Annotated in this window: 12 protein-coding genes; 8 read left to right on the top strand and 4 right to left on the bottom strand. The window is 67.3% G+C overall.

Annotated features, from left to right (window positions below; genetic code table 11):
- Window positions 1–544 precede the first annotated feature (544 nt).
- Together AC1DR7_RS14640 and AC1DR7_RS14645 are read left to right on the top strand one after the other, a co-directional pair.
- Window positions 545–727 carry a hypothetical protein gene (locus tag AC1DR7_RS14640; protein WP_256775872.1) on the top strand — a complete coding sequence of 61 codons (183 nt, stop codon included), beginning with the start codon at window positions 545–547 and terminating at the stop codon, window positions 725–727.
- A gap of 71 nt (window positions 728–798) precedes the next feature.
- Window positions 799–1,389 carry a mechanosensitive ion channel domain-containing protein gene (locus AC1DR7_RS14645; RefSeq protein ID WP_478076531.1) on the top strand — a complete coding sequence of 197 codons (591 nt, stop codon included), beginning with the start codon at window positions 799–801 and terminating at the stop codon, window positions 1,387–1,389.
- 23 nt (window positions 1,390–1,412) lie between these two features.
- Here the strand turns inward: AC1DR7_RS14645 and AC1DR7_RS14650 are convergent, their stop codons facing one another.
- Both AC1DR7_RS14650 and AC1DR7_RS14655 read right to left on the bottom strand, forming a co-directional pair.
- Window positions 1,413–1,679 (bottom strand): DksA/TraR family C4-type zinc finger protein, encoded by a 267-nt coding sequence (locus AC1DR7_RS14650; protein WP_256775870.1) that lies wholly within the window; start codon window positions 1,677–1,679, stop codon window positions 1,413–1,415.
- A 109-nt stretch (window positions 1,680–1,788) separates the two neighbouring features.
- Window positions 1,789–2,340: a DUF2058 domain-containing protein gene (locus AC1DR7_RS14655; protein WP_457321408.1), complete on the bottom strand. Its 552-nt coding sequence runs from the start codon at window positions 2,338–2,340 to the stop codon at window positions 1,789–1,791.
- A 74-nt stretch (window positions 2,341–2,414) separates the two neighbouring features.
- Here AC1DR7_RS14655 and AC1DR7_RS14660 point away from each other — a divergent pair, with 74 nt between their 5' ends.
- The 3 genes from AC1DR7_RS14660 (at window position 2,415) to AC1DR7_RS14670 (ending at window position 5,491) form a co-directional block, all read left to right on the top strand.
- On the top strand, window positions 2,415–2,912 hold the full coding sequence (locus AC1DR7_RS14660) for a YgjP-like metallopeptidase domain-containing protein (RefSeq protein WP_457321406.1): 498 nt from the start codon (window positions 2,415–2,417) through the stop codon (window positions 2,910–2,912).
- Window positions 2,913–3,145: 233 nt separating this feature from the next.
- Window positions 3,146–3,856: an rRNA pseudouridine synthase gene (locus AC1DR7_RS14665; RefSeq protein WP_256775867.1), complete on the top strand. Its 711-nt coding sequence runs from the start codon at window positions 3,146–3,148 to the stop codon at window positions 3,854–3,856.
- Window positions 3,857–3,913: 57 nt separating this feature from the next.
- Window positions 3,914–5,491, top strand: coding sequence for a phospholipase D family protein (locus AC1DR7_RS14670; RefSeq protein WP_478051230.1), 1,578 nt, complete (start codon window positions 3,914–3,916; stop codon window positions 5,489–5,491).
- 157 nt (window positions 5,492–5,648) lie between these two features.
- On the opposite strand, the gene AC1DR7_RS14675 is transcribed toward AC1DR7_RS14670, so the two are convergent.
- Window positions 5,649–6,746 carry an HDOD domain-containing protein gene (locus AC1DR7_RS14675; RefSeq protein WP_457318308.1) on the bottom strand — a complete coding sequence of 366 codons (1,098 nt, stop codon included), beginning with the start codon at window positions 6,744–6,746 and terminating at the stop codon, window positions 5,649–5,651.
- Between the two features lie 339 nt (window positions 6,747–7,085).
- On the opposite strand from AC1DR7_RS14675, the gene AC1DR7_RS14680 reads away from it, so the two are divergent.
- Window positions 7,086–8,183 carry a Glu/Leu/Phe/Val dehydrogenase dimerization domain-containing protein gene (locus AC1DR7_RS14680; RefSeq protein WP_478076532.1) on the top strand — a complete coding sequence of 366 codons (1,098 nt, stop codon included), beginning with the start codon at window positions 7,086–7,088 and terminating at the stop codon, window positions 8,181–8,183.
- Between the two features lie 105 nt (window positions 8,184–8,288).
- Here AC1DR7_RS14680 and AC1DR7_RS14685 read toward each other — a convergent pair whose 3' ends face one another.
- A complete protein-coding gene (locus AC1DR7_RS14685) occupies window positions 8,289–11,144 on the bottom strand; it encodes a S8 family serine peptidase (RefSeq protein ID WP_457318298.1) in 2,856 nt (951 codons plus the stop codon).
- A 299-nt stretch (window positions 11,145–11,443) separates the two neighbouring features.
- Here AC1DR7_RS14685 and AC1DR7_RS14690 point away from each other — a divergent pair, with 299 nt between their 5' ends.
- A complete protein-coding gene (locus AC1DR7_RS14690; protein WP_457318299.1) occupies window positions 11,444–12,619 on the top strand; it encodes a thiolase family protein in 1,176 nt (391 codons plus the stop codon).
- A gap of 124 nt (window positions 12,620–12,743) precedes the next feature.
- Window positions 12,744–13,085 carry a hypothetical protein gene (locus tag AC1DR7_RS14695; RefSeq protein ID WP_256775861.1) on the top strand — a complete coding sequence of 114 codons (342 nt, stop codon included), beginning with the start codon at window positions 12,744–12,746 and terminating at the stop codon, window positions 13,083–13,085.
- Window positions 13,086–13,261 lie beyond the last annotated feature (176 nt).

Here is a 13,261-nt window from a genome sequence, read left to right on the forward strand (position 1 = left end):
GGGCTCGGCGTGCGGTGCGGAGGTGGAAGCCAGGCTTTTCCGTCGCTGGTCGGTGGGTCGGGCGCTGGGCGCCCATGCCCTTGGAGGCGAAATAAAGGGGGAGGGGGCGGCCGCAGGCCGACGCCGGAGGACATTCGCCGGAAAGGGCATGGGCGCCCAGCGCCCGACCCACCGACCAGCGACGGAAAAGCCTGGCTTCCACCTCCGCACCGCACGCCGAGCCCCGTAGCGGCCGGTAGGCCCTTGGGCAAAATCAAGGAGGAGGCCGCCACGCGGCCGGGGGACATTTGCGCCAGGGACCTACCGGCCGCTACGGGGCCCTCCCGCTCGCGGTAGCCCAGAACGAAGACACCAACCGATCCACACGTCGCCGAACACTGCCCGGCCACACGCGCAGCGTCGTGCTCACGCTGCAACATCTCTTGCAACGGGACGCTCCCTCAAATGGGAGAAGAACCATTTTTTACGTCGCAGCTCTAAACCTTTTTCGGCCTGGCCGCATCCAAGCCTGCGTACCCCACCGGCCATCGCCAAGGAACCCGTCATGTCCTCCAGTTGCCTTGTCCTGCTGCTGTCGTTGGCCAGCAGCTGCACCCTGCCATGGAGCCCGGTGACGATCCGCCTGTCGATCCCGCCGCAGCCGGACCTGTGCGTGCAGTACGCCGAGCATGCGCCGCTGTGCGTATCGGCGCTGATCGCACGCCTGGAAGCGCATCGGCTGGTCTGATTGCAATTGACGAAAACCTTGCGGCCCGCGCATTAAGATAGGCGTTTACTGCACTATCGCTGCAAGGATCCATGCTGCACATGAAAGACCACCTGCCCACCTGGACCCACCCGTGGCTGCAGTACGGCATTCCCGCCGTACAGATCCTGCTCACTGTGCTGGCCGCCTGGCTGCTGCGCCTGCTCGCACGACGCCTGATCCGCCGCCTCGGCGAGCACTACACCCTGCCGCCGGAAATGGTGATGGGCGCGCGCCGCATCAGCAGCTTCATCATCAACTTCGGCGCGGTGCTGATCGTGCTGAGCATCGTCGGCGCGTCGGCCTCGGTGCTGTGGACCGCCTTCACCGGTTTCGCCGCGGTGGGTGCGGTGGCGTTCTTCGCCGCCTGGAGCGTGTTGTCGAACATCTTCTGCACGCTGCTGATCTTCACCACCCGCCCGTTCCGCCTGCACGACTACATCGAACTGCTGGAGAACGGCGAGAAGCCCGGGCTCAAGGGCCGGGTGATCGACGTCAACCTCATCTACACCACCCTGCAGGAAACCGATGGCGGTCATGAGGGCACGGTGCTGCAGATCCCCAACAACATGTTCTTCCAGCGCACGGTGCGCCRCTGGCGCGATCCATCGCAGGCGCCGGGCGGGATCCAGGGCGACGGCTGAGCGTATCGGCCAACGTCCGGCCCCTAGCGCAGCTGGCTGTCCTTGCTGCCGCGTCGGTTGTAGCCGCCGCTTTCGTGCTGGGCGGCGTCCTCTTCTTCCTGGCAGCGCACGCACAGACGAACGCCCGGCACGGCCTTGCGCCGCGCCTCGGGAATGGGCGCGTCGCAGTGTTCGCAGTGGGTCAATCCCGGGCCCTGCTTGAGTTGCGCGCGGGCGCGCTGGATGGCGTCATCGACGGTGGCGTCGATCTGGTCCTGGACCGCACCGTCGCCTGCCCAACCTGTCGCCATGATGTGTCTCCCATGCCGGTGTCAGACGCCCAGCATAGACCTGCGCCCTGGGCCGGGGCCGACGCATGGCTGAACGCGGCGACGGCCGCGTGAATGCTTCAGCCGGGCGTTACCAGACCAGGTCGTCGGGCACCTGGAACTGGGCGTAATAGGCATCGTCCTCGGCGTTGCCGGTGCTCGGCTCGGTGCCGGGCTGGGCGTTGTCGAGCACGATGGCGCTGGCATCGCGTTCGCGCACCTTGTCAGCGGCCGCGCGCGGCAGCAGTTCGAAGCCGTCGCCGAAGCGGACGATGACCAGCGCGCCCGACGCCAGCTGCCTGCGCAGGGAGGCGTTGACCAGCAGGGTGCGGATGACGGTGCCATCGTTGAAACGGTACTCGCTCTCGCCGTCGCGCTTGACCTTGTGGGTGTCGATGATCTGCCGGACCTGGGCCTGGAGTTCCTGGGCGCGTGCCTTTTCCTTGCGTTCGGCTTCAAGCGCGCGGTCGCGTTCAGCTTTCTCGGCGCGTACCCGATCGGCCTCGCGCTGGCTTTCGCTGGGCGCGACCGGGGCCTTGCCGTGACGGGCCTTGACCTGTTCACGGGCGGCCTGTGAGACCTGGGATTTCTTGACCAGCCCGGCCTTGAGCAGCTGCTCCTGCAGGGGATTTGCCTTCGCCATACGCCTAGCATCTGTTGTTGCGGGATTCCGGAGGCCATCATACTGGTCCGCCCGCTCCGCCCCAACCGTCGTCCATGACCGCCCTGAAGTACCTCGCCGGCTACCCGGAGGCCCTGCAACAGCAGGTCCGCGAGCTGATTGCGGGCGATCGGCTGGGCCCGTGGCTGCAGCGCCGCTACGCGGACCTGCACACGGTGCGCAACGACCGGCAGCTGTACGACTACACCCAGGGATTGAAAGAACGCTATCTGCGCCAGTCGGCGCCGCTGTCCAAGGTGATCTATGACAGCAAGCTGCAGGTGCTCAAGCACGCGCTGGGCACGCACACCACCGTGTCGCGGGTGCAGGGCAGCAAGCTCAAGGCCAGCCGCGAGATCCGCATCGCCACGGTGTTTCGCGAGGCGCCAGCGCCGTTCCTGAAGATGATCGTGGTGCACGAGCTGGCGCACCTGAAGGAATCGGACCACAACAAGGCCTTCTACCAGCTCTGCACACACATGGAAGCGGACTACCACCAGCTCGAATTCGACCTGCGCCTGTATCTGACCCACCTGGACGGCACTACCGGTTGACCTGGCCCGTCGGTCGGCAGCATGGCGCCAGGTAGAGCGACCGTTGGTCGGCTGCTCTTCCACAATTCAACCGCACCACACCCCCTGATCCCCGTGTTTGGGCAGGGATGTGTATCCGGCGTCAGGCGCCCGCTTTTCTCCATTCCCCCGGCCCCCTGCCAAGTGTGAGGGCCTGGCGTGGGTAGGTTGGCGGGACACGCCGCAAGTACGTCCGTGTAGGCTCCCAAGCCCCGATGACCGACCCGATCCGACTCGACAAACGCCTCACCAGCCTGATCGGCTGCTCCCGTGGCGACGCCCAGCGCTACATCGAAGGCGGCTGGGTGACCGTGGACGGCAAGGTCGTCGAACAACCCCAGACCCTGGTCACCGACGAAACCATCGTCCTGCGCGAAAACGCCGAGGCCACCCGCACCGAAACCGTCAGCATGCTGCTGCACAAGCCCGCCGGCATGCGCGCCGACGAACTCAGCGCCCTGGTCACCCCCGACAGCCGCAGCGACCTCGATGCCACCGGCGTCACCCTCCTGCAGCGCCATTTCCACGCCCTGCAGCTGGTCATGCCGCTGGCCGACGAAGACAGCGGCCTGGTCGTGGTCAGCCAGGACGGCCGCGTCGTCTCGCACCTCAAGGATCGCGGCGCCACGCTCGAACAGGAATACCTGGTCGAAGTCAGCGGCGAACTGGTTCCGTACGGCATGAAGCGCCTGGCCCACGGCCTGAGCTTCCGCAACTGGCCACTGCCCCCCTGCAAGGTCAGCTGGCAGAACGAAACCCGCCTGCGTTTCGCCATCAAGCCGGTACAACCGGGCCAGCTGCGCGACATGTGCCGCCAGGTCGGGTTGGAGGTGATCAGCGTCCGGCGCCTGCGGATCGGCCGCGTCGCCATGGGCAAACTCGCCCCGGGCCAGTGGCGCTACCTGGCGCCGGACGAACGCTTCTGAGCCGTATCGCGCGGCCCTGCACTCGCAGTGCACGCCGCGCCCGCTTAGCATCGGCGCATGACTGAAAAAAAGCCGCTCTGGCGCCGGGTGCTGCGCTGGCTGGGAATCGTACTGGCCGTGCTGGTGCTGCTGGTGCTCAGTGGCCTGCTGCTCGCCGACCATCTCACCCCCAAGGCGATGGGCCCGCACAGCACCGTGCTGCCGCCGCAGCCCGGCCAGACCGCCATCGATCGCGAACTGGTACGGCTGCAGGCCGAGCATCCCGACCAGTCCGGCGTGGCCTTCCTGGCCGATGGCCTGGACGCCTTTGCGGCCCGCGCGGTGATCACCCGCCACGCCGGGCGCAGCCTGGATCTGCAGTACTACATCTGGCACGACGACATGGTCGGGCACCTGATGGCGCAGGAGCTGTACCAGGCCGCGGAACGCGGCGTGCGCGTGCGCATCCTGCTTGATGACATGAACGCGCAGGACAAGGATGCGCTGATGATGGCGCTCGACCGGCACCCCAACATCGAAATCCGCCTGTACAACCCGTTCCGCAACCGCAACGGCCTGTGGCGGCTGGTGGAGATGGTGCAGCGCTTCTTCAGCGTCAACCATCGCATGCACAACAAGTCCTGGATCGCCGATGGCCGGATCGCGATCGTCGGCGGCCGCAACATTGGTGAGGAGTACTTCAGCGCGCGTGCGGATGTGAACTTCCGCGACCTCGACCTGCTCGTCGCCGGCAAGGCCGTGTCCCAGGCCAATGACATCTTCGATGCGTACTGGAACAGCGAGACCGCGGTGCCGATCGCCGCGCTGGCGTTCTACACCCCGGCGCAGCTGCGCCTGCTGGTGCGCGAATCCGCGCACGAGGCCAAGCTCACCGCCGCGCAGCCCTACCTGCGCCGGGTCGAGCAATCGCAGTCTGCGCACTCCTACTACCGCGATACGGTGGACCTGCACTGGTCGACGACGGTGGAGATCGCCTCCGATCCACCGATGAAGCATCGCCGCGACGACCAGGCCAACTGGCTGGTCACCCGGCTGGTGCGCGAACTGCAGGCCACCGAGCACAAGGCGTTGCTGATTTCGCCCTATTTCGTACCGGGTGAGGAAGGTACCGAAGGCATGGCCGCGATGGTCCAGCGTGGCGCCACGGTCGGGGTGGTGACCAACTCGCTGGCTGCCAACGACGTGGCCGCCGTGCATGGCGGATACATGCACTATCGCGCGCCACTGCTGCGTAGCGGCGTGCACCTGTACGAGCTCAAGGCGCACACCCCTGCCGGCAACGGCGGGCTGTTCGGCAGCAGCGGCGCCAGCCTGCATACCAAGGCGTTCATGCTTGATGATCGGCGCGGCTTCGTCGGCTCGTTCAACCTGGACCCGCGCTCGGCGTATCTCAACACCGAGATGGGCGTGCTGTTCGACGATGCGGTGCTCGCCGCGCAGCTGCGCGCGGAATACCTGCGGCTGGCCGATCCGAAACAGAGTTACTGGGTGACCCTGGATGCGCAGGACCGGGTGCGTTGGCTGGACCGTGCCGCACAACCGCCGGTGCTCCTCGACCACGAACCGGACACCTCGTTATGGCTGCGCGCCAGTGCGCGGGCGATCAGCTGGTTGCCGTTGGAATCACAGCTGTAAGCGGGCGCTGAACGGCGGCCACGCATGGCGCGGCGCTTACACCCGCATTCCGTCAATCCATCAGCAGCACCGCCGGTAGTGCCACGCCATGCGTGGCAAGCGCTGGCTCCGGGCAGCAGGGCCATGCGCGCCCGGCACCCCTCACCGACTGCACGGCTCAGACCTCGATCGGCTCATCAACGTCCAGCGTCTCCACCGCGCGCCCGTGCAGACGCCGCCAGATCCACTGCAGCGCGTGCGCCGGGGTGGCGTGCTGCTGCTCCAGGATCGCCAGCGCCTGGGCCTGGCCGATGCTGCCGTGCCGGCACAGCAGGCTGGCCGCCGCGGCCGCCCGTGCGAAGCGCAGGCTGGCCGACAACCCCGCCTGCGCATCGTCACCGCCGCGCAGCAACGTTTCATGCACCGAAGGCGGCAATTCCCAAGCCGCCGCGATGCGGCTGGCCACCGGCAGGGTCCAGGCATCCAGCAACTGCGCGGCCAGCGCGCGCGAGGGTGCCGCCCCGTCCTGCCCTGCGCAGGCATCGAGCAGATGGCGCATCACCAGCGCGGCCCCCAGCCCCTGGGTCAGGCCCAGCCACTGCGCGGCGAACGCATCTTCGTGGGTCACCAGCCGCGCGTGATCGGCGGCCGCGCGCGAGGCCAGCAGCGCATGCTCCCAGATCACCGTGCCGAACTGCGGGAAGGCCTCGCAGTGCAGCTGCATCACCGGCTGCACCAGCACCGCGCTGATGATCTGGCGGATGCCCTCGGTCCCCACCAACGTCACCGCCCGCTGCAGGCTGTCCACCGGCTTGGCCTGCAGGCGATAGACGGGGCTGTTGGCGATGCGCAGCAGGTTGCCGGTCAACACCGGGTCCTGCCCGATGATGGCGGCCATCGCGCGCGCCGACGCATCGTCGTCGTTGACCGTCTGGATCAGCTGCGGCAACAGTTGCGGGCGCCGCGGCAGATGCCGGGCCGACCAGTCGCGCTGTTCCAGGGCGGCCACCACCGCCGCATGCAGCGCCGGATCGCCCGGCCCGGGCGTCGCATCCGCGTCACCGCTGCGCGAGACCAGGGCCAGCGCATGCAGCCCCGACTGCAGCAGCGCCGTGGCCGGCACCTCGCCGCGCCCCGGCGACGCCGCCGAGGCGTTCCCCGAGCGGTCACCCGTTGCGGTCAGCCACTCAGTGCCGGTTTCCGGACAGCGCGCGGCACGCCAGCGCACGATGCCCAGCGCAAGCGCACCGGCGCCCAACAGCCCTGCCCCCACCATCACGAGCATGCTCATCCGTGCCGCCGTCCTGGCCGATACCGTCTCTGTATTGTCGCCACTGCACCCACGTCGTCCGTCCTGGCATTGCTGGTACTGCGCACCGTTGCCACGGCATCGGCCTGATCTTCAGCAACTTTAATGACCTGCCCCACTGACGCCTGGGTCGACGCCTGTCAGCGGCCCATCCTGAACCCTGACAACACCCTCCGTCGGAATGCTCTAGAATGGCGCCGCGCGACCCGTCACCCGATCAGACGAAGTCGCTTTTTTTGTTTTGCAACCCACCTTTTGCTGGTTCGTTCGCCGCCGTTCGCCACCGTTCGCACCATCGGAGTCGCCATGTTATTTGAAACCCTCGAAACTTCCGGTCACGAACAAGTGGTGTTCTGCCACAACCGCGATGCCGGCCTGAGGGCGATCATCGCCATCCACAACACCACCCTGGGCCCGGCCCTGGGCGGCGTGCGCATGCGCCCTTACGCCAGCACCGACGATGCACTGGCCGACGCGCTGCGCCTGAGCCGCACCATGACCTACAAGAACGCACTGGCCGGGTTGAACGTGGGCGGTGGCAAGGCGGTGATCATCGGCGACCCGCGCCAGGACAAGAGCGAGGTGCTGTTCCGTGCGTTCGGGCGTTATGTCGATTCGCTGGGCGGTCGCTACATCACCGCCGAGGACGTCGGCACCGACGTCAACGACATGGAAAACATCTACCTGGAGAGCGAGTTCGTCACCGGCGTACACCAGGTCCATGGCGGCTCGGGCGACCCGGCGCCGTTCACGGCCTATGGCGCCCTGCAGGCGCTGATGGCGTCGATGCAGCACAAGCTGGGGCACGAAGAAGTCGGCAAGGCCAGCATCGCCGTGCAGGGCCTGGGCCACATCGGCATGGAACTGGTGAAGCTGCTGCGCGATCGCGGCGCCAAGCTGTTCGTCACCGATCTGAACAGCGCACTGGTCGACCGCGCGGTCACCGAGTACGGTGCCGAGGCGGTCAAGCCGGACGACATCTACGACGTCAACGCCGATGTGTTCGCGCCCTGCGCGCTGGAGGGCGCGATCAACCCGCAGACGCTTCCGCGGTTGAAGTGCCGGATCGTCTGCGGCACCGCCAACAACCAGCTGTCCAGCCTGGAAGTAGGCGATGAACTGCATGCGCGCGGCATCCTCTATGCCCCTGACTATGCGGTCAACGCCGGCGGCGTGATGAACGTTTCGCTGGAGATCGACGGCTACAACCGCGAGCGCGCCATGCGCCTGATCCGCAGCATCTACCACAACCTTGGCAGGATCTTCGCGCTGTCCCAGAGCGAGAACATCGCCCCACAGCGCGCGGCCGACCAGATCGCCGAAACGCGCATCCAGTCGATCGGCAAGCTGAAGATGCCGCTGGGTCRCACCCGGCCACGACTGGGGACGCTGCGCRGCAACTGATCGCGCGCGACGGCGACACCCATGAAGAAGGGCGCGATGCAATCGCGCCCTTCTTCGTGTGAGACAACCGCGTGCCGGCCCGTGTTGGCACCGGCACGCGGTGGGTCAGAACGCTGCCGAGTAGCGCAGCGCGACCTGGCTCAGGTCGCCGCGCGGCCCGAAGCGCTGGTCGTAGCCGAACGACACGCGGGTGTTGCGGCTCAGCCAGGATTCGACCGACAGCCCGAACAGACCGCCCGAGCGCGCCGGCTGCAGGCCGGCCAGCGGCGCCCAGGCGTCCACGCCGACGAAGCTGGCGTCCTGGGTCAGGCCATCACTGGACAGCAACTGCTGCCATTCGGCATAACCGCGCAGCGACCAGCGGCCCCACTGGCGTTCGGCGCGGACGCCGGCCAGTGCCTGGCTGCGCGTGCTCAGGTTGCCTTCGGTACGCAGGCCGAAGCCCAGGCCCCCCTGCTCGGTGAAGCGGTCGCTGTCCACGCGCGAGTAATCCGCGCCCAGGTATGGCGTCAGCGACGCACGGTCGCCGCCAAAGCGATAGCCGGTTTCCACGCTGGCCGCGCTGAAACTGCCGCCATAACGGGCGTTGACGCCGTACTGACCGGCCCCCAGCAGCAGTTGGCGATCGATTTCGCGAGTGAACTGACCGGCACCCACCTGGCCCAGCGCGTAGGCGCGGCCGGCGTTCCAACCGGCGTACAGCTGCGCCTGCGACTGGCGATCGCGGCCACGATCACTGCCCCAGTCGCGGCTGTTGTGGGTGCGGGTTTCACCGAAGGCAAAGCCCATCACGCCATTGCTGCCCAACGCCATGTCCTGGCCCATCATCCAGCCGCGTGTATCGGCGCCACTGGCCGAGAAGCTGCCCTGCCCGGCTTCGCCCAACTGGCTCTGCCAGGCGCCACGCAGGCGCGGCGCGCCCTGCACCTGGCCGAAGCGCGCCGACAATGCACGTCGGTTGAGATCGATGCTGTCGAACGTGGCGGCCGTGGCCAGCGCGTGGGCCTTGCCGGACAGGCTGTCCAGGCTGGCCTGCAGCGCCTGGTCGCCCTGCACGCGCTGCAGTTCGCCTGCGCCGTCGGCGAAGGCACTGCCGGCCAGACCGCCACCGTCGAGCACTTCGAAAGCCGACTCCACCCGGGCTGCCGACGCCAATGCGGTGCCGCCCAGGCCGGCGTTGAGGCTCGCCGAGGTGACACTGATCCGGTCGGTGGTCAGGGTGACATCGTTGCTCGCATGGGTCAGCGACATCTGCAGCAGCGTCGTGGACTGGCTGAGATTGTGGGTGACGCCCGCAAAGGTGCCAATGACGCCCTGGTCGGCATGCAGCACGCGCTGCGTACGACCATCCTGCGGCACATAGCCACTGAGGATGGCATCGACATAGACATTGCCCGCCAGCGTGGCGGTACCGGTGATGTTGAGCGGATTTGAACCCAGCGCAATCATCAGCTGTCCCGTGGAGCGCTGTACGTAGTTGCCTTCGATGGTGGCGGTGACATTGGCTTCGCGCACGATCACCGACGCACCGTTGTCGACGTTGCCCTTGACCCGTGCGTTGCCTGACAGGAACTGCAGCGCCGCCAGATTGGGGCTGCCGCTCTGCGCGACGACTACCACGTTGGACGTGATCGAGCCACCATCGCGCAACGCCACCGTTCCCCGCTCGATACGCGTATCCCCGGTGTAGGTGTTGGTGCCCGACAGGCCCAGCGCACCGGCGCCCTGCTTGATCAACCCACCGCTGCCGGTGATGTTGTTGCTCCACACCGAGTTGAGCCCGGTCTGGCTGACATCCACGGTGGTGTTGCCCCAGTCGAATCGCCCCGGCCCGTTGATCGCCTTGGCGATGTTGAGCAGGCCGTAACCGAAGGTGCTGTCCACGCCCGCCGCACCCAGATCGGTGGCGGTGCCCAGCAGCGTCTGGCGGACCAGGTCGTTGCTGAAATACGGGTACTTCTGCCACACCAGCGCAGCGGCGCCGGACACCAGCGGCGCGGCGAAGGACGTGCCGTAATTCCACAGGTATTTCGGGGTGCCGGTGGTGTAGGCCGGGTCCACGTAGACCGCCGCACCGGGCGCGGCCAGGCAGTAGCGCGCAGCCACGCCGCAGGCGTTGGCGTAGGACGCCAGCTTGCTCGGGTCGGTCGAATCCACCGCGGTCACGCTCAGCCAGCCGCGTTCCAGGTCGGCCGCCGGCAGCGTGCCGGCCGGGCCRGGCTGGCTCGGCAGCGCCGCCATGCTGGACGGATTGGGCTTGCTTTCGTTGCCGGTGGCGAACACCACCAGCCCGCCGTTGCCCAGGATGAAGGGCCGGTATTCCTGTGCGATCGGCGCGGTCGCGGACGTGTTGGTCCAGTACAGACCGCCCCAGGAGTTGTTCATCACCTTCACGCCTTGGGTGATGAGGTCCTGATGGACCCCGGCCAGGCCCAGCGCGCCGTTCACTTCGTTGCCGTTGCCGCTGCCGTCATCGGTCGGACGGGTGTCGGCGATGATCCGCGCCGAGACGATCTGCGCGCCCGGCGCGATGCCGCCCTGCCAGGAACCCACCGCCTTGCCCGCAGCCAGTTCGGCTACGGCGGTGCCATGGCCGACCACGTCATCGATGTTGAGGTTGTTGGTGCGCGAATCGACATAGCTGTAGTTGGCCAGCACCCGCCCGGCCAGCGCCGGATGGTTGCGCATGACGCCCGAATCGACCACGCCGATGCGCACGCCCGTACCATCGAGCCCGGCAGTGCGCGCGGCGCCGGCCTGGGTGATGGTCAGATGCGCGTCGAACGCAGGCTCAAGCGGCTTGGGCGGCGTCGGGGTGGTCGGTGGTGGCGTGGTCGGCGGCGGTGTCGTCGGTGGTGGGTCGATCCGCACGTTGTTGCCACCGCCACCGCCACCGCAGGCGCCCAGCGCCGCAGCCATCGCGGTGACCAGCAGAGACCGCCCCAATACTGCCTTGTTCATCCTTGCATCCCCATTGACGTGTGAAATCTCCCGCCCGGTCGGTCCTCCTGGACCTGACCGGCGGCAAGTGCCATGCCTGCGTAGCCGGCCGGTGCTGCGCAGTGTGCCGGGAAAACACGGCACCGCCAATGGCGTACGTCCCACTCTGGCCTGCGCCTGCGCGGCGCTGGCCAGCCGACCCCGGTGGTAAAGCGCGACCCCCTATACTGGGCCACCCCACGCAGTCTGCCGGGAAGCGCCCCGGGTCCTGATGCCCGCGCTCCCATTTCGCATATCGCTCACGCACCAACGAGATTGCCATGTCCAACATCGTCATCGCCGCTGCCAAACGCACCGCCATCGGTTCCTTCCTGGGCCAGTTCAACGGCGTGCCCACCCCTACCCTGGGCGCCACCGCGATTGCCGCGGCGCTGCAGCAGTCCGGGGTACCGGCCGCGGATGTTTCTGAAGTGATCATGGGCTGCGTACTGCCGGCCAACCTGGGCCAGGCGCCGGCCCGCCAAGCCGCGATCGCCGCCGGTATCCCGGTCTCCACCGGCGCCACCACGCTCAACAAGGTGTGCGGTTCGGGCATGAAGGCGATCATGCTCGGGCATGACCTGATCAAGGCCGGCTCGGCCAGCATCGTGGTGGCCGGCGGCATGGAGTCGATGTCCAATGCCCCGCACCTGATCCCCAACTCGCGCACCGGCACCCGCTTCGGCAATTTCCAGGCGATCGACCACATGGCCCACGATGGTCTGGTCAACGCCTACGACGGCAAGGCCATGGGCGAGTTCGCCGAATGTGCGGTGGACAAGTACCAGGTCAGCCGCGAGGACCAGGATGCCTTCGCGATCGAATCGGTGCGCCGTGCGCAGGCCGCGCAGGCCAGCGGCGCGTTCGCCGATGAAATCGTCGCGGTGACGGTGACCACCCGCAAGGGCGAGGTCGCCTTCGACCAGGACGAGCAGCCGAGCCGCTCGGATATCGCCAAGATCCCGACCCTGCGCCCGGCCTTCAAGAAGGACGGCACGGTGACCGCCGCCAGTTCGTCGAGCATCTCCGACGGCGCTGCGGCCGTGGTGCTGCTGACCGAAGAAGACGCCCACGCGCGTGGCGTGCAGCCGCTGGCCCGGATCGTCGGCCATGCCACCCATTCGCAGGCGCCGGAGTGGTTCACCACCGCCCCGATCGGTGCGATCCAGAAACTGCTGGAAAAAACCGGCTGGACCCTGGATCAGGTCGACCTGTTAGAGATCAACGAGGCCTTTGCCGTGGTGGCCATGGCGCCAATCCGCGAACTGGGCATCCCGCACGCGAAGGTCAACGTCAACGGCGGCGCCTGCGCACTGGGCCATCCGATCGGCGCTTCCGGCGCGCGTCTGGTGGTCACCCTGGTGAACGCCTTGCGCAAGCGCGGCGGAAAGCGCGGCATCGCTACCCTCTGCATTGGTGGCGGCGAAGCTACGGCCATTGCCATCGAATTGATTTGATTGAAATTAACGCGTATTTCGCAAAAATGAATGCGCGATCGCTTGACAGCCAATCGTGGCTTGTCATCATGTTGCCGGGCGCGCAATAGCGCGTTGCCTAATCTAACGACGAGGATTCACACAAATGAGCATCAACAAGCTGCTGATCGCGATGGCCCTGGGCCTGGCTCTGACCGCCTGCTCCAAGCAGGAACAGGCTGCTGACGCTGCTGCTTCGGCCAACGAAGCTGCCGCTGACGCCCAGGTCGCTGCCGACCAGGCCGCTGCTGCTGGCGCCCAGACCGCCGACGCTGCCCAGGCTGCCGCCGACACCGCCACCACCGCTGCTGACGCTTCGGCTGACGCCGCTGCCCAGGCTGCTGGCGCTGCCACCGACGCTGCTGCCGGCACCGCTGCCGACGCTGCCAAGGCCGGTGAAGCCACCGCCGAGCAGGCCAAGGACGCTGCTGAAGAAGCCAAGAAGTAATAACTTCTTTCTTCAAGCAAGTCTGAAGAAGCCGCTGGTTCGCCAGCGGCTTTTTCTTTTTCTACCGACCAACGGTCGGTAGCTACGGTATGTAGGCCAACGGTCGGTAGTTACGGTATGCAGGCCAACGGTCGCAGCTACGGTATGCAGGCCAACGATTAGTGGCTGTCGCGTCG

This window comes from Stenotrophomonas sp. P5_A9 (assembly GCF_056400525.1).

Coding starts and splice junctions, on each gene's coding strand:
- AC1DR7_RS14640 (WP_256775872.1), top strand. CDS start 545: ATGTCCTCCAGTTGCCTTGTCCTGCTGCTGTCGTTGGCCAGCAGCTGC.
- AC1DR7_RS14670 (WP_478051230.1), top strand. CDS start 3,914: ATGACTGAAAAAAAGCCGCTCTGGCGCCGGGTGCTGCGCTGGCTGGGA.
- AC1DR7_RS14675 (WP_457318308.1), bottom strand. CDS start 6,746: ATGGTGGGGGCAGGGCTGTTGGGCGCCGGTGCGCTTGCGCTGGGCATC.
- AC1DR7_RS14695 (WP_256775861.1), top strand. CDS start 12,744: ATGAGCATCAACAAGCTGCTGATCGCGATGGCCCTGGGCCTGGCTCTG.
- AC1DR7_RS14665 (WP_256775867.1), top strand. CDS start 3,146: ATGACCGACCCGATCCGACTCGACAAACGCCTCACCAGCCTGATCGGC.
- AC1DR7_RS14690 (WP_457318299.1), top strand. CDS start 11,444: ATGTCCAACATCGTCATCGCCGCTGCCAAACGCACCGCCATCGGTTCC.
- AC1DR7_RS14650 (WP_256775870.1), bottom strand. CDS start 1,679: ATGGCGACAGGTTGGGCAGGCGACGGTGCGGTCCAGGACCAGATCGAC.
- AC1DR7_RS14660 (WP_457321406.1), top strand. CDS start 2,415: ATGACCGCCCTGAAGTACCTCGCCGGCTACCCGGAGGCCCTGCAACAG.
- AC1DR7_RS14655 (WP_457321408.1), bottom strand. CDS start 2,340: ATGGCGAAGGCAAATCCCCTGCAGGAGCAGCTGCTCAAGGCCGGGCTG.